Origin of the sequence: Bradyrhizobium sp. BLXBL-03, from assembly GCF_051853015.1 — a bacterium.
GTDB lineage: Bacteria > Pseudomonadota > Alphaproteobacteria > Rhizobiales > Xanthobacteraceae > Bradyrhizobium > Bradyrhizobium manausense.
This window is the reverse complement of record NZ_CP182470.1, coordinates 7,700,392-7,724,536: the sequence shown is the minus strand read 5'-3', so window position 1 is coordinate 7,724,536 and position 24,145 is coordinate 7,700,392. Positions and strand designations below refer to the sequence as shown.

The 24,145-nt window shown below is 60.4% G+C and carries 20 protein-coding genes; 15 read left to right on the top strand and 5 right to left on the bottom strand.

Features of this window, described 5'->3' with window-relative positions:
• Positions 1 to 6 precede the first annotated feature (6 nt).
• Positions 7 to 489, top strand: a complete 483-nt coding sequence (locus ACNJX9_RS36405; RefSeq protein WP_439410200.1) for a Wadjet anti-phage system protein JetD domain-containing protein — start codon at positions 7 to 9, stop codon at positions 487 to 489.
• Positions 490 to 675: 186 nt separating this feature from the next.
• Here the strand turns inward: ACNJX9_RS36405 and ACNJX9_RS36400 are convergent, their stop codons facing one another.
• Positions 676 to 1,842: an acyl-CoA dehydrogenase family protein gene (locus tag ACNJX9_RS36400; RefSeq protein ID WP_057742566.1), complete on the bottom strand. Its 1,167-nt coding sequence runs from the start codon at positions 1,840 to 1,842 to the stop codon at positions 676 to 678.
• Positions 1,843 to 2,720: 878 nt separating this feature from the next.
• On the opposite strand from ACNJX9_RS36400, the gene sfnG reads away from it, so the two are divergent.
• The 7 genes from sfnG to ACNJX9_RS36365 all read left to right on the top strand — a co-directional run bounded on the left by sfnG (position 2,721) and on the right by ACNJX9_RS36365 (position 10,166).
• A complete protein-coding gene (gene sfnG, locus ACNJX9_RS36395; RefSeq protein WP_439406933.1) occupies positions 2,721 to 3,827 on the top strand; it encodes a dimethylsulfone monooxygenase SfnG in 1,107 nt (368 codons plus the stop codon).
• An 8-nt stretch (positions 3,828 to 3,835) separates the two neighbouring features.
• Positions 3,836 to 4,753 carry an ABC transporter ATP-binding protein gene (locus ACNJX9_RS36390; RefSeq protein WP_083513935.1) on the top strand — a complete coding sequence of 306 codons (918 nt, stop codon included), beginning with the start codon at positions 3,836 to 3,838 and terminating at the stop codon, positions 4,751 to 4,753.
• Positions 4,753 to 5,643, top strand: coding sequence for a branched-chain amino acid ABC transporter permease (locus ACNJX9_RS36385; RefSeq protein ID WP_439406931.1), 891 nt, complete (start codon positions 4,753 to 4,755; stop codon positions 5,641 to 5,643). Before ACNJX9_RS36390 ends, ACNJX9_RS36385 begins: the two co-directional genes overlap by 1 nt.
• 3 nt (positions 5,644 to 5,646) lie before the next feature.
• The gene (locus tag ACNJX9_RS36380) at positions 5,647 to 6,708 is read left to right on the top strand and encodes a branched-chain amino acid ABC transporter permease (RefSeq protein WP_439406929.1); all 1,062 of its coding nucleotides are present in this window, start codon (positions 5,647 to 5,649) and stop codon (positions 6,706 to 6,708) included.
• Positions 6,709 to 6,735: 27 nt separating this feature from the next.
• On the top strand, positions 6,736 to 8,064 hold the full coding sequence (locus ACNJX9_RS36375; RefSeq protein ID WP_439406927.1) for an ABC transporter substrate-binding protein: 1,329 nt from the start codon (positions 6,736 to 6,738) through the stop codon (positions 8,062 to 8,064).
• 65 nt (positions 8,065 to 8,129) lie between these two features.
• Positions 8,130 to 8,936: an ABC transporter ATP-binding protein gene (locus tag ACNJX9_RS36370; protein WP_439406926.1), complete on the top strand. Its 807-nt coding sequence runs from the start codon at positions 8,130 to 8,132 to the stop codon at positions 8,934 to 8,936.
• 33 nt (positions 8,937 to 8,969) lie between these two features.
• Positions 8,970 to 10,166, top strand: a complete 1,197-nt coding sequence (locus ACNJX9_RS36365) for an acyl-CoA dehydrogenase family protein (RefSeq protein ID WP_439406925.1) — start codon at positions 8,970 to 8,972, stop codon at positions 10,164 to 10,166.
• A 34-nt stretch (positions 10,167 to 10,200) separates the two neighbouring features.
• Here ACNJX9_RS36365 and ACNJX9_RS36360 read toward each other — a convergent pair whose 3' ends face one another.
• Positions 10,201 to 10,410, bottom strand: coding sequence for a hypothetical protein (locus ACNJX9_RS36360; RefSeq protein WP_057742528.1), 210 nt, complete (start codon positions 10,408 to 10,410; stop codon positions 10,201 to 10,203).
• A 271-nt stretch (positions 10,411 to 10,681) separates the two neighbouring features.
• A complete protein-coding gene (locus ACNJX9_RS36355) occupies positions 10,682 to 11,584 on the bottom strand; it encodes a LysR substrate-binding domain-containing protein (RefSeq protein ID WP_057742525.1) in 903 nt (300 codons plus the stop codon).
• A 138-nt stretch (positions 11,585 to 11,722) separates the two neighbouring features.
• Between ACNJX9_RS36355 and ACNJX9_RS36350 the strand changes: the two genes are divergently transcribed.
• The 6 genes from ACNJX9_RS36350 (at position 11,723) to ACNJX9_RS36325 (ending at position 19,073) form a co-directional block, all read left to right on the top strand.
• Positions 11,723 to 12,691: a hydroxymethylglutaryl-CoA lyase gene (locus tag ACNJX9_RS36350; protein ID WP_439406922.1), complete on the top strand. Its 969-nt coding sequence runs from the start codon at positions 11,723 to 11,725 to the stop codon at positions 12,689 to 12,691.
• 7 nt (positions 12,692 to 12,698) lie between these two features.
• Complete coding sequence (locus ACNJX9_RS36345; RefSeq protein ID WP_439406921.1) at positions 12,699 to 13,883, top strand: CaiB/BaiF CoA transferase family protein; 1,185 nt, start codon at positions 12,699 to 12,701, stop codon at positions 13,881 to 13,883.
• Positions 13,884 to 13,996: 113 nt separating this feature from the next.
• Positions 13,997 to 14,836 carry an MFS transporter gene (locus ACNJX9_RS36340; RefSeq protein WP_439406920.1) on the top strand — a complete coding sequence of 280 codons (840 nt, stop codon included), beginning with the start codon at positions 13,997 to 13,999 and terminating at the stop codon, positions 14,834 to 14,836.
• 153 nt (positions 14,837 to 14,989) lie between these two features.
• Positions 14,990 to 15,298, top strand: a complete 309-nt coding sequence (locus ACNJX9_RS36335) for a hypothetical protein (RefSeq protein ID WP_439406918.1) — start codon at positions 14,990 to 14,992, stop codon at positions 15,296 to 15,298.
• A 563-nt stretch (positions 15,299 to 15,861) separates the two neighbouring features.
• Entirely contained in the window at positions 15,862 to 17,496 is a 1,635-nt protein-coding gene (locus ACNJX9_RS36330) for an NEL-type E3 ubiquitin ligase domain-containing protein (RefSeq protein ID WP_439406916.1), read from the top strand.
• Positions 17,497 to 18,281: 785 nt separating this feature from the next.
• The gene (locus ACNJX9_RS36325) at positions 18,282 to 19,073 is read left to right on the top strand and encodes a YopT-type cysteine protease domain-containing protein (protein WP_439406914.1); all 792 of its coding nucleotides are present in this window, start codon (positions 18,282 to 18,284) and stop codon (positions 19,071 to 19,073) included.
• A gap of 179 nt (positions 19,074 to 19,252) precedes the next feature.
• Here ACNJX9_RS36325 and ACNJX9_RS36320 read toward each other — a convergent pair whose 3' ends face one another.
• A complete protein-coding gene (locus ACNJX9_RS36320; protein WP_157083379.1) occupies positions 19,253 to 19,582 on the bottom strand; it encodes a hypothetical protein in 330 nt (109 codons plus the stop codon).
• Positions 19,583 to 19,996: 414 nt separating this feature from the next.
• Positions 19,997 to 21,205 (bottom strand): MFS transporter, encoded by a 1,209-nt coding sequence (locus ACNJX9_RS36315; protein WP_439406912.1) that lies wholly within the window; start codon positions 21,203 to 21,205, stop codon positions 19,997 to 19,999.
• A gap of 2,555 nt (positions 21,206 to 23,760) precedes the next feature.
• Here ACNJX9_RS36315 and ACNJX9_RS36310 point away from each other — a divergent pair.
• A complete protein-coding gene (locus tag ACNJX9_RS36310; protein ID WP_439406910.1) occupies positions 23,761 to 24,120 on the top strand; it encodes a hypothetical protein in 360 nt (119 codons plus the stop codon).
• Positions 24,121 to 24,145: the final 25 nt, after the last annotated feature.

The following is a 24,145-nucleotide window of genomic DNA, read 5'->3' as shown; positions in this document are numbered from 1 at the left end:
CGATAGCTGTGCCAAGCCGTTCGCCTCAGTCCATCCGGAGATGCTCTCGCAGCTGTCGATCTTGGAGCGGCGACCGCCATCCTGACAGTCGAGAATTACGCGAGCTTCAATCGGCAGGTTCGCGAGATCGAGGACGGCAGCCTGGTCATGTACACCGGCGGCTTCCCGACGTCGGGGCTCATCGAGCTTCTAGCTAAGGTTCTGAAGCTCCTGCCGGCCGAGGTGCCGCTCCTTCACTGCGGTGATGTGGACGCCGGCGGCCTGCGGATCTTCAGGAATCTTGAGCAAAATCTGCCCCGCGGGCCCCGTCCTCACTTGATGACCAGGGAGCTGGCCGAGCGAGCGGGCCAGCCGGCAGATGCCGATCCGAGTCTCGTCTCGATCGCAAAATCCGACAGTGCAATTTGTGAGCTTGCGGAGTGGTTGGCGTTCGGATCTGACGTGCGTCACCTGGAGCAGGAAGCGCTGGATCCGGCCCCCTCATATTAACTGGCTTTCACAATCGTGGTGACCCATCGTCATTTGTGCCGGCTGTTGACCGTTCGCAAAGTCCAGGGCCATATCACACGCCAAACCGGCCGCGTAGCAGTCCACGAAACCGGTTGAACGGTATCCTACGGCGTTGGTGCTTTCGTTTGGCGTGAATGCTCGGAAGGCGTCGGCGATCGCTTCTTGTTAGGAATAGAATCCCGGAACCGGGTAGCGGCCGGTCAGGATGAAGCAGCCCAGATCTTTCAGCTTGTAGTCAACCGGATCGTGCAACGAATGGGTTCGTAGGTTGCGCCAATAGCGGTCAAAGCCATGGCGTGCGTGGGTAGCTCTCGCGCCTGTAACCTCGAACAGTCGTGTTGCGATATCGAGCCCCGCCTTCATCGCGGCAACTTTAAAAGTGGCGATTGCCACCGCCGCCTCTCCTCTACCTTCGGCGCCAAGTTTGTCGCCCTCATCCCAGGCAGCCTTCAACTGCGCAAGTGCACGCTCCGAGAGGGCCTCGGCGCCGGCAAGCGCGACATGAAACTCGCCATAGTGTTGTTGAATATAAGCATCTTCCAATGCTGTCTCGACACCCGATCCCGGCCAAGGCCGCGATTGCTCTCGCGTGAAAGTAATCGCCTGCTCAAGCGCTCCCTGCGCAATGCCCAGATAGATCATGCCCAGCACGGTCTGGGCGAGGCAGGCGCGGAGCGACGCACGCGTACCGAAGGGACCAGGCGGCCCCAGCACTTCATGCTGCGCCACTGCAACACGCTCAAAGCTCACGGTGCCGCTGTCGGTCTGCCGCTGGCCCATATTGTCCCAGTCGTCCAGCACAGTGATGCCTTCACGTACCGTTGGCAAGGCAGCGATGTGGAATCCGCCTCGGGCATCATGTGTTGAAACCAACAGGCGATCCGAGTCGCGAGCGCCCGAACAGAAGCTCTTGATGCCGTCGAGAAGGAATCCTGTACCGTCTGCCGTGAGGTGTGTGCGCGCGTCCCGTGGATTGAGCGCGTTGCCCCAAAACCAGCCTTGTTCGACGGTGCCACGCAGCAGCGACGCCTGCTGTTCACGGCTAGCATAGAGCAGGATCGAGCCGATTTGGAGATGTTGGAAGGCGAAGAGATGGGCGAGCGAGGGATCGACCTGCGCCAACTCCCGCACCGCGCCGAAGATATCGATCCAGGATGCGCCGATACCGCCATACTCGCAAGGCACGGACAACAGAAGCAGGCCGGAGCGGCGCAGAAGATCGCGCTCCGCCTTGGCTGTACCTCCGCTGCGGTCGCGAGCGACTGCAGTTTCCGCCAACTGACCACGCACGTTCGACAGAACTGAGCGCCACCCAGCCCCACGAGATTTCACGCTCAAGATTTTTTCCACGGAAGATCTACCCCTACGCACATCGCGTCATGATGCAGTCCGCAGTGACCCGTTGCGGCCGCCTGAGGCAGCAACACAAAGAGCAACTCGGCCACGCGAGGCCGTGTTTCGAGAACGCTGTGTTAGACCGAAAGCACCAAGGCGTCGATACCCAACGCTTCTTTCATCTGCTTGTTGGTGAAAGCGCAGGTCTATTGCAATGTTCGATCAGCAAGTGATGCTTAATCGAGCTGCTCGCGCATCGGCTTTCTTTCGCGATGCCACGCAGCCTGTGCTCGGTGACATGAATTGATGTGATGCAAGACGAGTTACGCTGTTCATGTTCTGCGAGGCGATGGACCGAGAGAATATCTTTGCCAGAGCCGGACGCAGCAAAGGCTTCATCAGGGCGGTCAATGCAGTCGTTGTCAGCGGCGACAAGCGAGCTGTCCCTCACGAGATCTGCATCGTGCAGTAACAAACGATCCGTTTGCCGCAAATCTAAGGAAGCGATTTTTACGAGTACGACGAAAAAGAGTTGATCTTAGACTCGTGCGCTCGTTGTTTCTCTGAGACTATTGATCGTCGATCAATGGTGCTCGAGAGGGGAGCTCGATGATTTGCAATGATCTCGTCGATGAGGCCGCAGGCGCCGATACATGTGGAACCGTGTGTTGCATGGCCCCGTGCGCCGATCTGTTGACGATGTCAATCTCGCATCGGCTTAACTGCACCGCAGATCGCCAAGACGTCTTCAAATCATAGCCTAGTTTCGAAACAGGCGTGCGATCGTTCGTATCGAACGACGTCCATGCGGTGCGGTGCCTGATTTCCGTCCGTTGTCCACATCGTCGCAAGCTAATTCACCTGAGGTGACAGTTATGACCACGAACAGCGACCCGATCAAATTTGCTTACTGGGTCCCGAATGTATCCGGCGGCCTTGTTATCTCATCTATCGAGCAGCGCACCAGTTGGGATATCGATTACAACCGGAAGCTTGCCCAGATCGCCGAGAAGGCCGGCTTCGACTACGCCTTGAGCCAAATCCGCTTCACTGCGGGCTACGGTGCCGACAAGCAGCACGAATCCGTCAGCTTCTCGCACGCACTTCTTGCTGCGACTGAGAAACTCAACGTCATCGCCGCGATCCTTCCCGGGCCGTGGAATCCAGCGCTGGCCGCGAAGCAGATCGCAACGATCAGCCAGCTGACCAACGCCCGCGTTGCGGTCAATATCGTATCGGGCTGGTTCCGCGGTGAATTCCATGCCATTGGCGAGCCGTGGCTCGATCATGACGAGCGCTATCGCCGCTCCGAAGAGTTCATCAATGCCCTGCGTGGGATTTGGAGCCAGGAGAGCTACACTCTAGGTGGTGATTTTTACCGGTTCCGTGATTATTCGCTCAAGCCGAAGCCGCTCGATCCTCTGCCGGAGATTTTCCAGGGCGGCTCCTCGCGCGCGGCTCGCGACATGGCGGCGCGGGTGTCAGATTGGTACTTCACAAATGGCAACACGCCGGACGGGCTGAAGGCGCAAGTCGACGACATCAGGACCAAGGAAAAGACGTTCGGCAAGAGCTGGCGAACCAAGATCGGCATCAACGCATTCGGCATCGTCAGGCAGACCGAAAAGGAAGCTAAGGATGTCCTCCAGGAGATCCTCGACAAGGCAATCCCTGAAGCGGTGGGCGGCTTCCATCACGAGGTCCAGAATGCCGGAAATGCCAGCCCCGAGCGCGAAGGCAATTGGGCCAAATCCACCTTCCAGGACCTGGTTCAATACAACGACGGTTTCCGCTCTAACCTGATCGGGACGCCGCAGCAGGTCGCCGAGCGCATTATCGAGCTCAAGCGGGCCGGTGCCGACCTGATCCTGCTCGGCTTCCTGCATTTCCAGGAAGAAGTCGAATATTTCGGCGAGCAAGTGATCCCACTGGTTCGCGAGCTCGAGGCCCAGAACGCGCCACACGTTCAGGCGGCGGAGTAGGGCGACGTATGAGCCTCATTGCGACAGCGCCCGGTAACTCCCTGATCGTGGCGCGTGCGCGCGAGCGCGCCACCGTGCACTCGAATGTAGCGGGGGGAACGCCTCGTGCCGCGGGCGCTGTGCGCGTCGATGCCGGTGCGCCGGTATTGACGCTGCAGAGTATCTCGCTCAGTTTTGGCGGCGTGACTGCGCTTGACGGCATCGATCTTGCCGTTGCGAAGGGCGAGATCCGGGCCATCATTGGTCCAAACGGGGCCGGGAAGAGCTCGCTGCTCAATGTGGTGAGTGGGCTCTACCGTCCTGGTCGCGGCGTGGTGCAGCTCGGCAGCGAACGGTTCAGGCATGTGCCGACCGCGCGGCTCGCCGCGGTCGGCGTAGCGCGCACATTTCAGAACCTTGCGCTGTTCAAGGGCCTGTCGGTGCTCGATAACGTCATGATGGGCCTCGTGCACTGCCGACGGGCCGGCTTCGTGCGGCAGATCCTGTCGACGCCGCAGGCACGTCGCGAGGAAGCCAAGGCTCGCGCCGCTGCCGAGGAAGCGATTACGTTTCTTCACCTCGGCGCGGTCAAACATCAGCTCGCAGGCGGGCTCCCTTATGGAATCCTGAAGCGGGTGGAGCTCGCACGAGCGCTCGTCGCACGCCCACGGCTGTTACTGCTGGACGAGCCGCTCGCTGGCGTGACTCTCGGAGAGAAACGGGATTTGGCAGCACACGTCCGCAATGCGCGCGACGCGTATGACACCACTATTGTGTTGATTGAGCACGACATCGGCGTCGTCATGGGTCTCTCCGATCGAATCGCGGTTCTCGATTACGGCCGCAAGATCGCCGACGGCTCGCCGGATGAGGTGCGGTCCGACCAGGCGGTGATCGACGCTTATCTCGGTGTAGCTCATGAGGGCGAGACGGAGCTCGTGATCTGATGTTCGACTACCAGTTCTTCATTGAGGTCCTCGTCGGCGGGCTCTTATCGGGCGTCATGTACTCGCTGGTCGCGATCGGCTTCGTGCTGATCTACAAGACGTCCGGCGTCTTGAACTTCGCCCAGGGAGCGATGCTGCTGTTCGCGGCTCTCACCTTCGTGAGCCTGGTCGAGCGCGGCGTGCCGTTCTGGCTCGGCGCGGGGGTCACGCTCGTGATCATGGTGGCTCTCGGCGTGGCCGTCGAGCGCGTCGTGCTGCGGCCGCTGGTCAATCAGTCGCCGATGGCGCTGTTCATGGCGACGCTGGGCCTCTCTTATGTCATCGAGGGCGCCGCGCAGCTGTTGTGGGGCACCCAGGTCCACGGTCTCGATCTCGGCATCAAAGATATCCCGTTCGAGGTGGGCGGCGTCCTGATCAGCCAGTTCGACCTGTTCGCTGCGGCTATTGCCGGGACGCTGGTCACCGCCTTTGCGCTTTTCTTTCGCTACACGCGAACCGGGCTGGCGTTCCGCGCGGTCGCCGATGATCAGTTCGCCGCACTAGCGGTGGGGTTGCGGCTGTCCCGCGTCTGGGCGGCGGTGTGGACCGCAGCGGGGATCGTCGCACTGGTCGCGGGTCTGTTGTGGGGCGCGCGCCTCGGTGTGCAGTTTTCGCTTTCGCTCGTCGTGCTTAAGGCGCTGCCCGTGCTGGTGCTCGGTGGCTTCGATTCGGTGGCGGGCGCCATCGTCGGGGGCCTCCTGATCGGCGCCATCGAGAAGCTGGCCGAGGTCTATGTCGGCCCGCTGCTTGGCGGCGGCATCGAGGCGTGGGCGGCCTATGTAGTGGCGCTCGCTTTCCTGCTGTTGCGTCCGTCAGGGCTGTTTGGACAGAAGCTGGTGGAAAGGGTCTGACCGATGACCACGCCCATTCGTTCCGCTGCTGTGCGCTGGTTCACGCCGAATCGCTTCGGCCTCGCGGTTTTGCTGATCACCGCCTACGCCGTCATTCCGTTCGCGGGCTCCGACTACCTGTTAGATGCGGTGCTGACGCCGTTTCTCGCGCTCGCGCTCGCGGCTCTGGGCCTCAACTTGCTCACCGGCTATGCGGGGCAGGTCTCGCTCGGGTCGGCCGCGTATCTCGCGGTGGGCGCTTATGCCGCCTATAATTTCAATCTGAGGCTGCATGGCCTGCCATTTCTCGCCAGTCTCGTGGCCGCAGGCTTTGTCGCTGCTGCGGTGGGGATCGTATTCGGTCTCCCAAGCTTGCGATTGCGCGGCTTCTACCTCGCGGTGTCGACGTTGGCGGCGCAGTTCTTTGTGCAGTGGGCGCTCACCAAGTTCGGCTGGTTCTCGAACTATAATCCATCCGGCGTGATCGACGCGCCGCCGCTGGCGGTGGCCGGCCTGAGCTTCTCCGGCGCAGTCGGGCGCTACGTCTTCTCGCTGACCGTCGTCGTTGTTGCGACGCTGCTCGCGACCCGGCTGCTGCGCTCGCAAGTCGGGCGGAACTTCATGGCTCTACGCGACCACGAGGTCGCGGCCAAGGTGATCGGCGTACCGCTGCTGCGCACCAAGCTGCTCGCCTTCGGGGTTTCGTCGTTCCTGATCGGCGTCGCCGGGGTGCTGTGGGCCTTCGCCTATCTGCGCACCGTTGAGCCCGCCGGCTTCAACCTGGACCGCTCGTTCCAGATCCTCTTCATGATCATAATCGGCGGCCTGGCCTCGATCCGCGGCGCGTTTCTCGGCGCGGCGTTCATCGTTGTATTCCCGCTGCTGCTCTCGCGGTTTGGCGCCGCATTCCTCGGCAATGTCTTCGATTCCGGCGTGCTGGAGATGAGCCAGCGCATCGTCATCGGCGCACTGATCATTGGCCTATTGATCGCCGAGCCGTGCGGCTTGATCGCGCTGGTCGATCGCGTCGCGGACAAGATCCGGCGCCGAGTTTTCCCTCCGCAGCCCCGTCCCATTCACAATTGAATTGTCTCCTGAATGAAAGGAAAATTTATGCTCCTGTCCAAATCTCTCCGCACTGCTGCGCTTGCCGCGGCGCTCGCCATCGGCGCTGCGCTGCCGGGTTACGCCGATGAGCAGTTTTTTCCGCTGCAGAGCTACCGGGTCGGCCCCTACGCGGCCGGCGGCACCGGCTTTTTCGGCGGCTTCATCGACTATCTCAATCTGGTCAATATCCGCGATGGTGGCGTCAACGGCGTCAAGCTGACCTGGGAGGAGGGCGAGACGCAGTATGAGGTCGAGCGCGGCGTTGAGGTCTATGAGCGGCTGAAGAACCATCCGGGTGTTGCGGCCTGGAATCCGCTTTCGGTCGGGATCGCCTATGCGATGATCGATCGGATCACCAAGGACAAGGTGCCGTTGATCACTATCAACCACGGCCGTACCGATTCCACCGACGGTCGCGTGTTCCCTTATGTGTTTCCGCTTCTGCTCAATCCCTACAGCGAAACTTCGGGTATCGTGAACTACATCGCCACGCGCGAGGGCGGCACCGATAAGCTCAAAGGCAAGAAGATCGTCGTGCTCTATCACGGCTCGCCCTATGGCAAGGAGACTATCCCGATCTATCAGCTTCTCGCCGACAAATACGGCTTTTCCCTGGAGCAGATCGAAGTGCCGCATCCCGGCAACGAGCAGCAGTCACAGTGGCTATCGATCCGTCGTGCTAAGGCCGACTACGTGGTCTTGCGCGGCTGGGGCGTGATGAACCCGGTGGCATTGAAGACGGCGCAGAAGGTCGGCTTCCCGGTCGATCACATCATCGGCAATGTCTGGTCGAATTCGGAGGAGGACGTCATTCCCGCGGGCGATGCTGCCAAGGGCTATGTCGCGATCACGACGCAGGCCTCGGGCGCCGAATATCCAGTGCTGCAGGAGATCATCAAGACCGTCTACGGCGCCGGCAAGGGCAATCTCGACGACAAGAAGCGGATCGGCAGCGTCTATCACAACCTCGGCATCGTCAACGGCATCCTCAATGTCGAGGCGATCCGGATCGCCCAGCAGAAATTCGGCAAGCGCACGCTGTCCGGCGATGAGGTGCGGTGGGGCTTCGAGCATCTGCAGCTCGATCCGGCGCGAGTCGAGGCGCTTGGCGCCAAAGGGTTGTTCCATTCCATCAACGTGACCTGGGACAATCACGAAGGCGATGGCCGCGTTACCTTCCAGCAGTGGGATGGCGTGAAGTGGAAGGTGGTGTCGGATTGGATCGCGCCCGACTGGGCTTCACTGCGGCCGACCATCGAGAAGTCCGCGGCGGCTTACGCGGCTGAACACAACATCAAGATCCGCACCTCTGACGACACGGCAGTCAGCGAGTAAAAGGGACCCGAGACGACCAGGAGCCGGTGCGCCGGTTCCTGGTCCAGAAAATCCGGATCATCACCATGAGCGATCATCTTCTCATGCTCGAAGGCTTGGCCGCGACCTACAATCATGCCATTCGTGCGCTGTCCCATGTCTCGCTTACGGTGCGCCGCGGCGAGATCGTGGCCCTGCTCGGCGCCAACGGAGCGGGCAAGTCCACCACTCTCAAGGCGATTTCCAATCTGCTGCATGCCGAGCGCGGTCAGCTCACGCACGGACGCGTCGTGTTCGACGGGCGCGATACCGCCGCGCTCACGTCGGCCGATCTGGTGCGCCTCGGTCTGGTCCCGGTGCTGGAGGGCCGCCACTGCTTTCGTGCGCTCAACGTCGAGGAGAACCTGTTGGCCGGGGGCATTGGAGGAGGCTTGTCGCGTGGCGAGATCGCGGCAGGACTTGAACGCATCTACACATTATTTCCGCGCCTGAAACAGCGCCGGCGCTCTGCCTCGGGTCTCACCTCGGGCGGCGAACAGCAGATGACAGTGATCGGCCGCGCCTTGATGTCGCGCCCGCGGCTCCTGGTGCTGGACGAACCGTCGATGGGCCTTGCGCCACTTGTGGTCGAGACGATCTTCAGCACGCTGAAACGGCTCAACCGCGAAGAAGGATTGTCGATCCTGGTGGCCGAGCAGAACTCGACAGTGGCGCTGCGTTACGCCGACAGCGCCGCCGTGCTCGAAGGCGGTTCGATGGCGCTGTCGGGCGATGCTGCTGATCTGCGCGGGCGCCCCGAGATCAAGGCGCTCTATCTTGGGAGTCCTGAGGAGAGCGCGGCACATCTTGCCGCCTTGCGCGGTCCGTCACCGGCCGATCACGCGGCCGCTTGAACAGTTGTATTGGAAGACAGTGAGGAGGCTATCATGAGCAAGAACAACCTGGCGCGCGCCGCAGAGAACGACATCTATTCGCGCCTTGACGAAGCGATAGAGACGACAGTCAAGCTCTATGCAGGGCGCAATGACCTCGAAGGCCGGTTTCCGAGAGAAAATCTTCAGGCTCTGGCTGCGGCCGGATGGACAGGAGTCCTCAACGAGCTCCGTTTCGGCGGACTCGGATTGAGCCATGGCGACTTCGCGGAGGCTGCTTATCGGATCGGTCTGCATGATGCATCGACAGGCCTCATTTACGTCATGCATGTCGGCGCAGCGCAGACCATCAACCTGTTCGGCAATGATGACCAGAAGGAGCGTTGGCTCAAAGCGAAAGGCGGCACTTTGCTCGGCACATATTCGACTAGCGAACGGGCGTCGGGCGGACATTGGTGGTACAACTTCTCCGAGGCTTCGCGCGACGGCGCCAACTATGTCGTCAACGCAGAGAAATCCTTCACTACGAGCTCGGGTCATGCCGATTTTTATGTGATGCAAACACGCTCTCCCGGCGCCAAGGACCAGACCGATATCTCTTTCTTTATCGTCGATGGCAAGGCGCCCGGAATCGAAGCCGGGCCCTGGGAAGCGCTCGGCGTGCGGGCAAATCATTCCGGACCGATCCGCTATACGAACGTCAAGGTTCCAAGCCGCGACCGGCTTGGCGCTGAGGGGCAGGGCAAGGAGATCATCTATGACGGTGTCTCTCCGGTTTATCTGATCGGTCTCGGGGCCGTGTGGGAGGGGGTCGCACGAGGTGCTCTCAATGCGGCGGTCGCCCATACATCGAGCTTCGTTCACAAGGACAAGAACAAGAACTTGTCGGACTATCAGGCGATCCGTCAGGAGCTCGGCGCAGCGAAGGTGCTGGTCGAAACCTTGCGACCATGGCGCAACGAGCTCGCCGCCAAGCTGGATGAGCTGTGGCACGCTGGAAAGCCGCAGAGCGAGATCCTGATTCCATTGACGGAGTTCAAGGTCCACGCCGCCGAGGTAGCCAACAAGGTGGCGGCTGCGGCGTTGACCGTAACCGGTGGTTACGGTTATCGGCGTGGGCCGATCGAACGGTCGTTTCGCGATGCCCGGGCCGGTATCGCCATGGGGCCGTCCAACGTAATCGCGCGGGACTGGATCGGGAAGTCCCTGGTCGGCCTGCCACTCGAGCTGTTCTACGAGGGAGGCGAATAGTGCAAGTCATGCTCGAGGTGTCATCTTCTGCCTTTCAAGTCAGATAGACGTTGAGCATGACGATGTCAGGGAGCCCGCAATTTCTGGTCGCCGGCATCCGGCCGATCTTGTCGAGGGGGTAGTCGCACTGCTTGGCGAAGTCGCCGCGAAAGCGGACTTGGAGCGCGTATTGCGTGGTGCTATCCTCGTCAGCGCCGACACCCCTAACAGAAATTGTCCGGCTTCGTCCCGCGATGGTGACCATGTCGCTAGAGTGCCCCTGATGCTAGGCGGCCAAATTGAAGGCGAGTTTGGAGAACTGAAGGTCATCAGCCCGCAAAGGCTGATGATAACAAGAGCAAAGAGCCAAGTGTCGCAAGAATTAGGGGCTCGAAGCCTGTCTTCACTACACTTCCGTAGCCTGTTGTGATCACGCGGGCTCAAACTACGTCGCGTTCCGGTCTTGGACCAGCAAAACGGCAAGCCTTCAGTCTAGCAAACCTAACAGATATGGTCTATCTGATGTTTAGATGGGTTCAGTCCGCTGTGACCGTACTGGACCCGAGCGTCACAAATCGCATCAGGTGATCGGACGCGCGGTCCTGATTGTAGGCGAGGTAGAGATCGCTCTTGGCTTCAGCCGAGGTCAGAGGGCGCCGCACGACATCGCTCACGACGATCTTGCCGTAGCATTTCGGCAGCACGGCAACCCCCAAGCCCGCGGCGACAAGGCCCAGAATGGCACCGCCGTCCTCGGCTTCCTGAACCACCTTGGGCGTGAACCCCGCGCTTCCGCAGAGATGCACGACATGGCCATTCAATCCTCGTCGGCTGGCATTTGCAAAGAAGATGAACGGCAGCGGCTTAAGCGCCTGCACGGCGATAGCGCCGCGCGCGCGCAGTAGCGGATGCCCCTTCGGTGCAAACAACTCCAGCGGGTCGGACCAGAGCCGGCGAACGGTTACGTTCTTGGGGAGCGGATATGTCGGGGAGGGTCGGAGGAATCCGAGATCCAGCCGCCGGCCGGTCAGCATCTCGGCCTGTTCACTGGTGGAAGCATGAAGCAGCTCGAGGTGTATCTCCGGATAGCTTTGCGAAAAATATCGCAAGATCTTCGAGAACGACGCGTGGATGGGAGCTGACCCTGTATAGCCGATGCGAAGCAGGCCCACTTCTCCGCGCGCAGCCCGCTGCGCCGTCCTCATCGCTTGATCGAGCTTAGCAAGCGCCTCGCGCGCCTGTTCAAGCAGGATCTGTCCGGCCTGGCTCAACTCGACGCCGCGGCGTTGGCGCAGAAAGAGCGGCGCGCCCACCTCATGCTCGAGGGCCTTGATCTGGAGGCTGAGCGGAGGCTGGCTGAGATTGAGACGGCGTGCAGCTCTGCTGAAGTTCAGCTCCTCGGCGACTGCGATGAAATAGCGAAGCTGTCGGATATCCATCCTGGTATTTAAGAATCATATGGGTAACGCCGTCAAATCAGTATTGGACGAAAGAGGAACACGGCGGCAATCCTGTGCTCAGCGCAGAAATCGAGACGCAGTCGCGGCCGCGGTCGCGACTGCGCCGAGCGAGGATAGATGGCAGACCTGCCAAACGAAGTGGAGATCCAGGAGGAGGGCCCGCGCGAAGGCTTTCAGATCGAACCGGGACCGATTGCCTCCGCGAACAAGATTCGCCTCATTGAGGCTTTGGCGGAAACCGGGCTTCGCCACATCCAGGTTTGTTCCTTCGTCAATCCTCGCCTCGTGCCCGGATGGGCGGATGCCGATGACGTTGCCGCCGGCTTTCGGCCGGCCCCCGGTGTTCACTATGTCGGGCTCTGGTTCAACGACAAGGGTCTCGATCGGGCCCTGGCACATTCGGACAAGCTGACGCTTTTCGGGTCGGTTGCGCTGTCCGCCTCCGATGCGTTCACCCGCAAGAACCTGCATCGCAGCCACGCGGAAAACCTGGAAGCGATGCGCAAGCAGACCCTCCTCCATCTGGCGAAAAACGTTCCGGTGCGGCGGATCGGGGTTATGGCGGCGTTCGGCTGCAATTTCCAGGGCGATGTCACACCGGCGCAGGTGATCTCTGCCCTTCGCGACGGCTTTCGCATTGCCGATGAATGCGGTGTCGCGATCGGCAACATTTCCCTGTCGGATACGATGGGCTGGGCGACGCCGCTACGCGTCGAAAAGCTGCTCGGGGAGGTGCGAAACAGGTGGCCTCATCAGCGGATCACGCTGCATCTTCACGACACCCGCGGGCTAGCGATCGCCAACGCGATGGCGGGCCTGCGCATGGGAGTGACGAAATTCGACTCGACTGTCGGCGGATTGGGCGGTTGTCCCTTCGCCGCGCACAAGGGCGCGGCCGGCAACATCTGCACCGAAGAGCTCGTGCTGCTTTGCGAGGAGATGGGGATCAGTACGGGCGTCGACCTCGACGCGCTGATCGAAGTCGGACGGATGGCGGAAGAGATCGTCGGCCACAACCTGCCGAGCGAGCTACTCCACGCCGGAAGCCTCAATTCATTTCGGAGCAAAGCGACAGGTGTCCGCTAAGCCGCTTATGGGACTGAAGGTCCTTGAGTTCAGCCACACGATCATGGGGCCGTGCGCTGGCTTGATACTAGCCGATCTCGGAGCCGATGTGATCAAGGTCGAGCCTGCGCCTGACGGCGACCACACGCGCCGTTTGCCTGGATTTGGCGCAGGTTTCTTCGCCGGCTTCAACCGCAATAAGCGCAGTATCGCGATCAACCTGAAGCATCGCGAGGGACGCGCGACGGTCCATCGGCTGGTGAAGGACGCCGATATCGTCATCGAGAACTACGCGCCCGGCACGATGGAGCGGCTGGGATGCGGCTATGCTGACCTGGAAGCGATCAATCCACGTCTGATCTATCTGGCGCTCAAAGGTTTCCTCACGGGTCCCTACGAGCAGCGGCCGGCGCTCGATGAGGTTGTGCAGTTTCAGGCGGGGCTCGCCTATATGACCGGTCCTGCGGGGCGGCCGTTACGCGCGGGTGCTTCCGTCAACGATATCGCAGGCGCAATCTTCGGCGCCACGGCCGCACTCGCAGCGCTTCGCGAGCGCGACGCGACCGGTCGAGGCCAACGGATCAGCAGCGCACTGTTCGAGAGCGCGGCGTTCTTCATGGTCACACACATGGCCGGCGCGGTCGCGAGTGGACACCCGCCAAAACCCATGCCGGAGCGCCACCATGCCTGGGCCATTTACGACGTTTTCAACACGAGCGACGATCAGATTTTCATCGGCGTCACTAGCGACAAGCAATGGAACCGGTTCACCGAGGAATTCGGGCTCACCGCCCTCGGCGCTAATCCTGAACTCGCCACCAATGTCATGCGGGCGAGCCATCGCAGCTGGCTCATACCCGCCGTGCAGGAAGCGCTTACCCCGTTTTCGAAGGCGGTGATTGCCGCACGTTGCGAACGCGCGTCCGTCTCTTGGGCGCCAGTCGGTAAGCCGACGGACCTGTTCAACGATCCACATCTGACCAGTCATGGCGGGCTGATAGATGTTGCGATCCACACGGCCGAAGGCACAACAGAGATGACGCGACTTCCCGCCATGCCCATCGAATTCGGCACGGAACGCGAGCGACCTGGATTGGCGCGCCAACCGCCACGTCTAGGTGAGCATACAGACGAGATTTTGATCGATGCCGGCTTCGACGCGCGCGAGATCGAGAGGCTGGCAAGGGAACAAGTCATCGTCGTAATGCCGTAGGTCATGCGTGCTGAACAAGGAAAACAAGTCGAGGCAGAGGGATGATCAAAGGCATGCATGGGCCGGCGACACGAACGACCGCAACACCCGCGGATGGCAGCGGAGTGAGGGCTTTGAACACCGATAACCCATCGGCTGCGGCTATGATCAATGCGCGCCTTGACCGTCTTCCGATGAGCCGGCCGATCTGGAAGCTCGTCTTGATGGTCGGCCTCTGCGCCTGGTTCGAAATCTACGACATCTTCTTCACTGCCGACATCGGACCAGGCCGCGTCAGAAGCGGAATTTTCACGACCTCGACTACGAATTTCTTCGGCTTCGCCGGACTGGGTGCTTTCGTGGCCGCCATGTTTGCCGGCCTGTTCGTCGGAACGCTCCTGTTTGGCCAATCGGCCGATCGCTTCGGGCGCCGGGCCGTCTTCACGGGCGCGCTGCTCTGGTATATGGCAGCAGCCGCCTTGCTGGCCTGTCAACACAGCGCGGGGCGGATTATCTTCTTTTGGTTTCTCACGGGAATCGGCGCCGGTGCCGAGATCGTTACGATCGACTCCTACACGACCGAGCTCGTGCCGCCGAATTCGCGCGGGAGATCGTTTGCCTCCCTACAGGCTATACAATTCTCCGCCGTTCCGACCGTCGCGCTGGTTGCTTGGTGGTTCGTGCCGACGGCTCCCCTAGGCTTTGACGGATGGCGCTGGGTCATCTGGATCGGATGTCTGGGCGCGGTGGCCGTCTGGTTCATCCGCCTCGGTTTGCCGGAAAGTCCGCGCTGGCTGGCGCAGAGAGGCCGTGTTGCCGAGGCGGACGCGATCGTTTCCCGGCTTGAACACGAGATCGTAGCGCGCACCGGTATGTCTTTGTCCGCACCGGAGCCTCATCCTCCCCTGGTCCAGGAGCGGAAAGTGAGCTTTGCCGAGCAGTGGCAATCCCGATATCGAGGCCGTACCACATGATGCCGGTCTTCAACTTTTTTCAGTCGATTGGATACTGCGGCTTTGCAAGCTGGATTCCGACCCTCCTGATCGCCAAGGGCATCAACGTCACGGCACAGTCTGCTCTATTCCTTCGTGATCGCGATCGCGAATCCTATTGGACCGCTGGTCTCGATGTCATTCGCCGAGCGAATCGAGCGCAAGTGGATCGTGGTGGGATCCGCCTCATCGATGGCGGTCATTGGAATAATACTCAAGGCAACTGTTCCCCACGCGTATGCGCAGCCGTGCGATTGGTGTGGTCTATTCGATCAGCCGCATCAGCGCGATGTTTTCGGGTTTCCTGACGCGTTTTGCCTCCGCGATTACGGTGTGACCGGTGTGTTCGCCCTGATCGCGGGGGCAATGGTGATCGTCGTTGTGACGATCGGTGTGGTCGGCCCGCGCACCAACGGACTAAAACTCGAGGCGGCTTCAGGGTAGCTGACGCACAGTGACAAGACGTCGAGAACGAAGCCATTGTGGTCGACATCGAAGGGAGAACACAAAGATATTCTCCCAAGAAATTCATTCAAGACCCGTCAGCTTGCCGACAGCAAAGCTCCTTAGCGTCAGAATGTGGCTATCGAAACTGGCCGGTCCCGCTTGATCTATCCGCGATCTGGCAGGGGAGAATAGGATGGTCCGTTTAACAATATCAGGCGATTCGACGGCCCAGATTCCCTACGGACGTGCAAAGTTCAGGCTGCAACTGCCCGGCGGGTGAATTGGCAGCGTGTTCGGCGGACTGTCGCCGTCGGCGACGGCAGCTGTCGGATGCGAAAAGCAAGTTCCCTTTGGCGACCTAAGAGGCGGCATTCATGGACACAGGGCGGGCCCAGCGGGGCACTGGCATTACACCCGAAGCTTCCGAGCGAGCCCATCGGCAGGGTTGCCTATGCGGTCTCGCCCGCGCCACAACGGAGTGGGTGGGGGCCTTGACCAGAGCGCGGGCCTCCAGCCCTGCCGGCAATCCAACCAACCCTCAGGCCCCCGCCACCGGAGAGATGTCACTGCACGGGCTCTTGGAAGGCTGGGCTGCCGAAGAGGGGCAGGGCGAACACGAGAACCGGCAAGAGGCGGTAAGACGAACGAGAGCTTTGTGCGAGGAGGTGGTCAATGTCGATCAGCCGCCGCCGCTGGATCTTTCATCGCTGTCCCTGACCACCCTGTCTGCCGCGCTCCCGGCCGGACTTCGATGCCTGAACATCTATAACAATCAGCTGACCAACCTACCCGATACCCTTCCGACAACGCTTCAGAGTCTCGACGTCAGTGGCAATCAGCTGAGCGCCCTGCCCGTCCTCCCGGCCGGACTTCGGCGCCTGAACGTCGACGACAATCAGCTGGACATTCTGCCCGATATCCTTCCGGCGACGCTTCAGGAGCTCAACGCCTGCGGCAACCGGCTGACCAGTTTGCCCGAGACCCTCCCGGCTGGAATCCGGCAGCTCGACGCCGGCCGCAACCGGTTGACGACGCTGCCCGAAGCCCTCCCAAGGGAGCTCAATTGGCTCAACATCAGCGGTAACGAGCTGACCAGTTTGCCTAACACCCTCCCGGCTGGACTCGTGACGCTCTACGCCGATCACAATGAGCTGACCAGCCTGCCTGAGACCCTGCTGACGCAGCTGGGCTCAGAGTGCACCATTGATCTGGATGAGAACCCGCTGCCCGAGCGGGTGCGAACCAACCTTGCGGCAGCCATGAATGTCGAGGGCTATGCCGGCCCGCAGGTCTTCTTTTCGATGGGCGGCGGAGCGGCGGAAAGTCAGGCGCGGCCCCTCGCCGGGGCAGTCGCGGCCTGGCTCAAGGACGAGCCGGCGCTGGTGGTCGCGTGGCAGGGCTTCGCCGATGAACCGGGTGCCCAGGAATATTCACGCTTTCTCGACAGGTTGCAGCTGCCGGGCACCGTGAACCATGGTGATGCCGCGTTCCGGCAGGCGGTGGCAGACGGTCTACGGCATGCAACGACGAGGCCGCGATTGCGCGAGCAATACTTTCAGCTGGCCATCGGAGCGAACGAGACTTGCGAAGATCGCATCATTTTGACCTGGAACTGCATGCAGACCGCACGTCTGAACGCTGATGTCGAGGACGGGGCCTATGACGGGCGGCTCGACGAGCTCCTCCAACAGGGTCGCGTCATGTTCCGCTTGGACGCGTTGGAGGGGATTGCGCGCGAGAAGGTCCGTTCGCTCCGCTTCGTCGATGAGATTGAGGTTTATCTCGCCTATCAGGTCAAGCTGCGCGAGCCGCTGCAACTGCGGCACATCGCCCCCAACATGCGCTTTTACGCCGTCGCCCACGTCACAGAGCACGACATTGCCGCGGCCGAGATATTGGTGCGAAACCTAGAGGCGACGGGATTCACTGACTATCTGGCAACCCGCTGGCAGCCCTGGGAGACGGTGGTGAATCGCATCGCACCCGAAGCCCACGCAGCGACGCAGAGGCGGCTCGCCGATGCGATGGACGGTGAGTTTCAAGGCCGCTTGGCGCAACGGCTCGCCGAATATCAACTGACCGGCGACGCCGATGCAGAGCGGGAAATCGGAGCCCAGATCCTCAAAGAAATCACTTGCGAGATCAAGGGCACGCTAATGCACCAGGTGCTCGCAGACCGGGGCCTCGTGCTGTGAAGGCCGCCCTTCATAACTGAGGCGGCTCTCAATCCCTGTTGCACTGGCCCAGTCATGACGTCGGATCGACCATTCGCGCGCATGTAGCGTTGATCTGCCAAATGTCCGGATCTTCGCACCTGGCCGAGCCGCGCTAGTAGGGCCAGCCGTCGGGCCGCAAGTCTTGCAGGCTATCGCGCGGCCGAAGAAGACCCAATCCTTGCGCTGATCGAACACGACCGGCAGCTTTCCGCAGTCTCGTTAACCGCGGAATTGGATGGGCCTGAATTTGATGAGGCTGACGAAATCCGCCGGAAAACGGATGGCTCTCGATCGGCACACGCTGATCTGTTCAAAGCCACTCACGAGGGCGGGCACCCTCGCTCCAACCTGTTACGTCGCGAACCTGAAGGCATGAGGGCTGTCTGAGGATCATGAGTGGCATCACGTAAGCCTAGCGGTGCATCGAAATATTGAGTGCGGCGCAAACGGCCGGTGGGCTCGTCCGAACGACGTCCAGATGTCCCTTGTCGTGCGATCAAGTTCGACCGATACACAGATCACCGTTTGTGACGCAGTAGGACCGGCTGCCGCGCCATAGAATGCTCCATTGCCGTTTCTTGGAAAGAAACGGTGCATTGATACAGCTGTTACTCAAATCCAATGGTGCGGTTGTCGGTCAGGTCGTCTAGGCCCCGTATAGCTCAAAGCTCGTAAGACCTGCCACCGTCAGTTCGCCGTCAGCCTTGCTGCCTATCATTCGCTGTGATGGGACGGTGCAACCTTCATGCGAGGCGAGAATCGAGATGCACAATCGAATCGGCCAATCATCAACTCTTCCGCGCCAGAATGACGAATTGGACAATTCCAATAGTGACGGCTTTGATAAACAACTTAGCGATCTTGCACGGTACAGGAATCTACCGCCTGGGGATCTGCCCGAAGGAATGGGGTGCTGCGCAAGTAATCTGGCCAACGGTACATCCTCCCCTGCAAGGATGAGCACCTCTGTGTTTCAATACAGGACTGCTGAATTGCGCGATGCGAATGTCCAAAACATTTGCGTTGGGCTCGTGGCTGGATGGCTTCCCAATCTCGCGCAAAGCCCAAGATCACGAATGACTGCGCTGTCACGCGGATCGAACGGGCACCGCTCGGCGGCCAGCTCTCAACAACGGTATGAAGATAACTTTAGATCGTTGCGAGAGGACGGCGTAGAAGGCGCTGAAGCCAATTTTAGGGCACGGGCAACCTTGTTGAGGCAAGCGGGCTTTTTTCCAGCCAACGACGGTATCACGTACGCGTTCGGCGATACCGAGCAATTCTTGGAATTGAAGGACAAGATCGTGTCCGATGGGAGGACGTATTTGCTCAGCTTGGCTTTCGAGCGCGATGGGCGACAGGAACATCACTTAGTTGCGACATCAGCATCGGACGAGATAGTGACGCTCTTCGACCCAAACTACGGAGAATTTACCATTGAACCGGCGGATGTGGGTGAGTTCTTCAGAAGCCTCGCAAATCGGTACAGAAGTCCCCCCAACAGAATGGAATTGCTCAGTATCACCACACAAAGGGTACGGCTGACTAGGGACTAGCCGATGTGAAATGACTTCGATCCGCAAGGCAACAAGACCGGCTTCCTGACATTCGTCGAGAGTGGATGCCCCCGTCTGAGATAGCCGGGGCTATTTTGCGGGTTGCGGTCCGAGATGTGGTGCGTATCCGGAACGGCGCAATCGACGTCATTGTGAAGCCGGTTGGTTACGTCGTCAGGCTAATTGGCTGAGCGATTGACCTTGTGGCGTTCAGGACAGTCCGCTTTGGTGCGAGAAGCTGATTTTTTACGACGAACGAAGCGACGGAAAAAATTACAAAGTGGGCGATCGGCCTCCGCCACTGCGGGATGTGTCGGCGCCCATTCTGGCTGCGCCGGAACGGTGATCGCAGCCAGTGGCACCCACGCTCGTTCGAGCGTCACTGGATCGCGCAGCTGGGCGACTGTCTCGGTGCGAATGTCCAGCCACTCGAACGAGCGACCGTGGACGGCGACAAGCTGAGCGGGCCTGAGCGCAGCGAAATCATCTCGATGGAAAATCCTTATCACTCGACGGACTCGACTTGGATGTTGTCGAAGGGGTTCAAGATCATGTTGCCGACTTCATCAACTACAGGGAGTAGGGGGTTGACGGCCGCGAAGCCGGCAATTCAAAGGTCGTCCCACACAGAAACGCTGAAGGACGGGAACTCCTGCCGAACTATGTCGAGTGCGTTTTTGGTCCACAAGGCTTCGTGCTGCGCGCCTGCGTCACCCAGCGGATCGAATCTCGGCGTGTCCGCGCCAGAGTGCTTCGCAGCTCGCAGCAAGACATGCCGCCGTCAACGGCGGCGACCAACCGCTATCGTGAAGATGGTGTCGCCATGCCTGCCGGCCTCCCTCACCAGCAGGAAGTTTGGAGCCCGGCCTGATTTGGGAATTCCAAATGCTTCCGGTTGGTTAGTGCGTGCGCCCAATCACCAGTTACTCCTCAGGCGCTACGGTGGCAGCTTGGCAGAGCAATGCTGCAGCGAGCAAGGCTGAAAGAGCATAGCCGAGCCCTGGCACTATCAGCGTGACCCCATAGCCCAATCTCGCCGCTATAAACCCACTCGGCGCGAAGGCCGCCAGTGCGAAAGCCGACATTACCGAAGTCAGGAACGTGACATCGGTCCCCGCTTTGCCTGGCCGGGCAAGTCCGAGAAACCAATTCGTGAATGTGACATGCTGGACTGCGAGTGCCGCGAATACGAACCCAACACTCCCTACAGCGCTCACGCGAACGTCGACATAACGATCGATAACCGAAAGCGCTCCAAATCCGATGGCCAGGACTGCGCAGCCCCAGATCAAGCCTTGCTGTGGCGCCATTCGGGCCAGGATCGCGCTGGTCAACGGTGCGATGATAGTATACGTCACTACGTTCGAGAGCGCTCCGATCCATCCGATATCTGCCGCGGCAAAGCCGAGATCAACGAGCCGCAGCTGCACCGTTGCGAACGCCACAGCGATCCCGATAACGCCGGGCGCGATCAATGCGGCCGTCGTCCACAGGCCGTTGTTACGTAAGATCGCGAAGATAGACAGGCGCTGCGGCGAACGCGATAGGTCTTTGCAAAGGAACGGTTCAGGAATCGCAAACACCCATCCAGCGAAAGCGGCTAACACCACTGCTAAACTCAGCAAAGCCGGGCGCCAACCGACAATCTCGATCAATTGAAGGCAAACCGCGCCACCGATCACGTGGCCGATGACCCTGCCCCAGCCCAGCAGCGCAGCGCCGAGCGGACGTTCGCCGGAATCTAGGGCTTCCGCTATGTAGCCCAACGTTGCGATCCGCTGTGTGGCGGCGACGGTCGCAAGCGCCAGAGAAACTAGAAAGATCGCCACAAAATCGGTTCTCGGATTCAAAAATGCCATCGCTGCAAGCACGGTGGTCGTGGCGACTTGGGTCAACGGGATCCATGAACGCCTCAGTCCGAGACGGTTGAGGCTCCGTCGATCCACGACCGGGGCCCAAAGAAAGTTAACGGTGAAGGCAAAAAATGCCGTGCTGTACAAGCCGACCGATTCGAGGCTGGCGCCGTTGCCTCGAAGGATCACAGGAATGGCCGAATAGATGAACGCGATCGCCAGATACTGCTGACTCGCCAATGCAACCATGCCGATATGTGGCATGTAACGATTTCCCATGAGCCTTTTCCTTCGAAAGAGCAGTTTGGCGCGTGCCTCAAAAGCACGGCTAGAACAGGCCGCGGATCGATCCAGCGCAGGCAGCGCTTCGCACGGCCGGGTGTGCAACTCTCAAAAGGGTTAGAGAGCGCCGAGGCCAGCGACGGCTCGCTCGTTTCGATCGATCGTTCGAAGTCGCCTTGAAAATTGCAAAGTCTTCCGTTTGCGGCCGATTTTCCTCGTGCCTTAAAGGATTCGCCCCCGTTCCCGAGTGTCTCGCGCGATATCATTGCAGAGCACTCAGATTGAGGAGAGGGCAAGCGTTGTCCAATTCAGCCGCGTTCAGGCCTGAGCTTTGGTACTTGCGGGACTAGCTTTCGTGCAGTAGCAACGAGCCGCAACATCGTTATTCGTCGCCGGCGCCGCGTCGGGCTGGATCGGAATCCTTAGTACGGAGTGAGGTCCGGGCGGTAGTTGCTGCGTTCGCATCAAGCCGTACTCAGCGACGAACACCTACAGTTGCCCATCTTGTCGACCAAAATTACTTGCAACGAGAACGCGGTGGTCGACGACGTTGCCATGTGGGCAAATGCGTCCGGTAGTAATCATCCGACCTACGTGGCCATATATCTTCCGATCATCTCGACAGAGGTGGTGGCAACTTCAATGCTGGCCCAAAGCCCACCGAATTGGCTGCGCAGCTTGCGAAGGGCGCAATCATTGCGGCTCCGCAAGAACGAACTCCAGATCTCATTATGTACTCCGCTGCGTTTTCCCGTTTTTCAGCCAGCGCCGTGAAGTGGCGTCGGGCGACGGCGGTGCGTATGAAGCAAGCAGCGTGCCGCTTGAAAATTACCTTCTTCAAGTGCCCCGTATCGGGTGAGCGCCTCGAATGCAGAAATTTATCTCAAACCCAACAATCGCGTGGTTGGCGTATCGACGATACGGACTGTGTCGAACCACACGCAATCCGGTGTCATCACCGAGGGAGGGACCAGGGACAGCAGGTCCACTCCTTACACATCACCGTTCCGCCTCATCGCAGATGCCAGAGGTACAGAAGCAAACGACGGGCCGAACGCAGAAGATTTGCGTCTGCGCACCATGCGTCGCATTGCCGACATTTGGTTCGGCGCGGATAGTGCAGAGGAAAGAGTCGATTGCCGTCACGGCCGAATCTGCCAACGGCATCACCGCAATCCGCAGCAATATAGCTTTCTGGTGTGGAACACAAAACGGGTCGAGTTAAACACGCCGCTTGATCACGTCATCTATGCAAAATCCCGCATAGCTCATCGCCGTTGCCGAGCTGAAACCTCTCTCGTCGTGTGCAGTTTGTCAGAACGGGCTCTCTTTTCCCTTCCAAGAGCAAAAAAGTTTCTCTTCCTAAGCGCAATGTGAAATCTCCACATCATGGCCGCCGTCGGCCCTCGATGGACAGGGCTCCAGCTAACAAAACTACTTGCGTGTGCAGTGCAGTGGCGTATTATTGCAATGCGGTAGCACTTTGCTATCCTGCCCTCCTTGGGCGTTTCCTCCCTGGACTTGGGCCGCTTGTGAATCAAGCGGCCCCTTTTTCTTGCTCATTAATCCGAGGACTGGACTCGACTAAGCGAGAACTAGAATTGCGTTTGGTCAGTCGGCAGCCGCTGCTTCTTTAACTCGAACGTCGAATACCACCCGGAGGCGTCTTCCGCGGTCGCACTCGAGAGCGCCCTCTCCACCAGATCCATGTTCGAGAGAGAGTGGGAAGTGGCGACGGTGCCGTAGGTCGGCTCGCCGATGGCGTCGCCCGCCTTCTTCGCCGCGCGGAAGAGCCTAGAATTCAGCGCCTCGATGTCGGGCCGCGCCGCTTCGTACGGGAGAGCGGGTGCGACGACCGCGGACGTTCCGAACTTGCGGTTCTCGGCCCGCCTTCGCCTCGACCGTCGCGATCTCCGGAAGCACCGATCTCCACGGGGGCGGACATCACGAAGCTATCGTCCTCGGAGAGGACGATGCCGGACTCGACTAGACCCTCGATCGACCGCCTGACCAGGTTCGCATCGTAGCCGAGCTTAGAGGACATGGTCGCGAGCTTGGCCTTGCGTGCCGTCCTTAGATACGCGAGGAGCGCTCTGGACCTGGGGTCCTTGTGGTCGAGGGCGACCACTTCGGGTGAGCAGCCGGCCAAGATGATGTCCGGCTTGCCGTCACCGACGGGCGCCGAGCCGGCCCTCTAGCCGAGCCGATCCTGTTGAGGAAAGAGATCCCGCAACCGTCCTTCCACGGCCCGCTGCAGGGGCGCTTCGGGCCCCTTTTCCCGGCGCTGCGTATTGGATCATCTCGGATGTGTACATCTCTTCCCTCCCGGTCGAGGGTTATAGGGCGATTGCTGCATAGAAGCAGCAGCGTCTTAAGTTTTCCTGACGGTTCCGAGATGCGCTGTCTTGCCGGAAGCTTGACGGTCTCCAGCTTGCAACGCCGCCTCCCCGCGCGATTGCGTGCAGGTTGTTCGGCGACGTTATAATATTGCGGGTCGACACGTCGCTGCACTGCGTGGTACTCGGTTGTCTGCCGATGAACCGGAATGCCAAGTGGCCCAGTCAGCCCTTAAGTTTGGCCATGTTTTGCCGCGCTCGCTGCGGGGTGCGATGACCACTATCGTGCTGGCGATGTACCTGGTCGCTGGCGCGCTGCACGGCGTGTGCGACTTGGACGTCACGAATTCGTCGTCCAAATCCGTCATCTCGCTCGCCGAAAAAGGCGCCGGTCATTCCGACAAGGGCTCCTTGCCGGACCATCATTGTCACGGCTGTTTCTCCGTCTCCGTTCCGGCCCCTGTAGTTGCGGCGGTAGCCCTGATGCCCACCGTCAAGGTAGTACCCACGCTGCAGCTCGTGAGACGTGGGTTGCCGCCCGGAATCGATCCGCCGCCCCCGAAGTTCCTGACCTGAGACTGACCGCCGGGCGCGCCGCGCC

What these genes read in the sequence shown, in the direction of transcription:
- ACNJX9_RS36330 (WP_439406916.1), top strand. Translation starts at nt 15,862, where the DNA reads ATGTCACTGCACGGGCTCTTGGAAGGCTGGGCTGCCGAAGAGGGGCAG.
- ACNJX9_RS36375 (WP_439406927.1), top strand. Translation starts at nt 6,736, where the DNA reads ATGCTCCTGTCCAAATCTCTCCGCACTGCTGCGCTTGCCGCGGCGCTC.
- ACNJX9_RS36380 (WP_439406929.1), top strand. Translation starts at nt 5,647, where the DNA reads ATGACCACGCCCATTCGTTCCGCTGCTGTGCGCTGGTTCACGCCGAAT.
- ACNJX9_RS36390 (WP_083513935.1), top strand. Translation starts at nt 3,836, where the DNA reads ATGAGCCTCATTGCGACAGCGCCCGGTAACTCCCTGATCGTGGCGCGT.
- ACNJX9_RS36345 (WP_439406921.1), top strand. Translation starts at nt 12,699, where the DNA reads ATGGGACTGAAGGTCCTTGAGTTCAGCCACACGATCATGGGGCCGTGC.
- ACNJX9_RS36365 (WP_439406925.1), top strand. Translation starts at nt 8,970, where the DNA reads ATGAGCAAGAACAACCTGGCGCGCGCCGCAGAGAACGACATCTATTCG.
- ACNJX9_RS36335 (WP_439406918.1), top strand. Translation starts at nt 14,990, where the DNA reads ATGTCATTCGCCGAGCGAATCGAGCGCAAGTGGATCGTGGTGGGATCC.
- ACNJX9_RS36325 (WP_439406914.1), top strand. Translation starts at nt 18,282, where the DNA reads ATGCACAATCGAATCGGCCAATCATCAACTCTTCCGCGCCAGAATGAC.
- ACNJX9_RS36355 (WP_057742525.1), bottom strand. Translation starts at nt 11,584, where the DNA reads ATGGATATCCGACAGCTTCGCTATTTCATCGCAGTCGCCGAGGAGCTG.
- ACNJX9_RS36315 (WP_439406912.1), bottom strand. Translation starts at nt 21,205, where the DNA reads ATGGGAAATCGTTACATGCCACATATCGGCATGGTTGCATTGGCGAGT.
- ACNJX9_RS36385 (WP_439406931.1), top strand. Translation starts at nt 4,753, where the DNA reads ATGTTCGACTACCAGTTCTTCATTGAGGTCCTCGTCGGCGGGCTCTTA.
- ACNJX9_RS36370 (WP_439406926.1), top strand. Translation starts at nt 8,130, where the DNA reads ATGAGCGATCATCTTCTCATGCTCGAAGGCTTGGCCGCGACCTACAAT.
- ACNJX9_RS36350 (WP_439406922.1), top strand. Translation starts at nt 11,723, where the DNA reads ATGGCAGACCTGCCAAACGAAGTGGAGATCCAGGAGGAGGGCCCGCGC.
- ACNJX9_RS36360 (WP_057742528.1), bottom strand. Translation starts at nt 10,410, where the DNA reads ATGGTCACCATCGCGGGACGAAGCCGGACAATTTCTGTTAGGGGTGTC.
- sfnG (WP_439406933.1), top strand. Translation starts at nt 2,721, where the DNA reads ATGACCACGAACAGCGACCCGATCAAATTTGCTTACTGGGTCCCGAAT.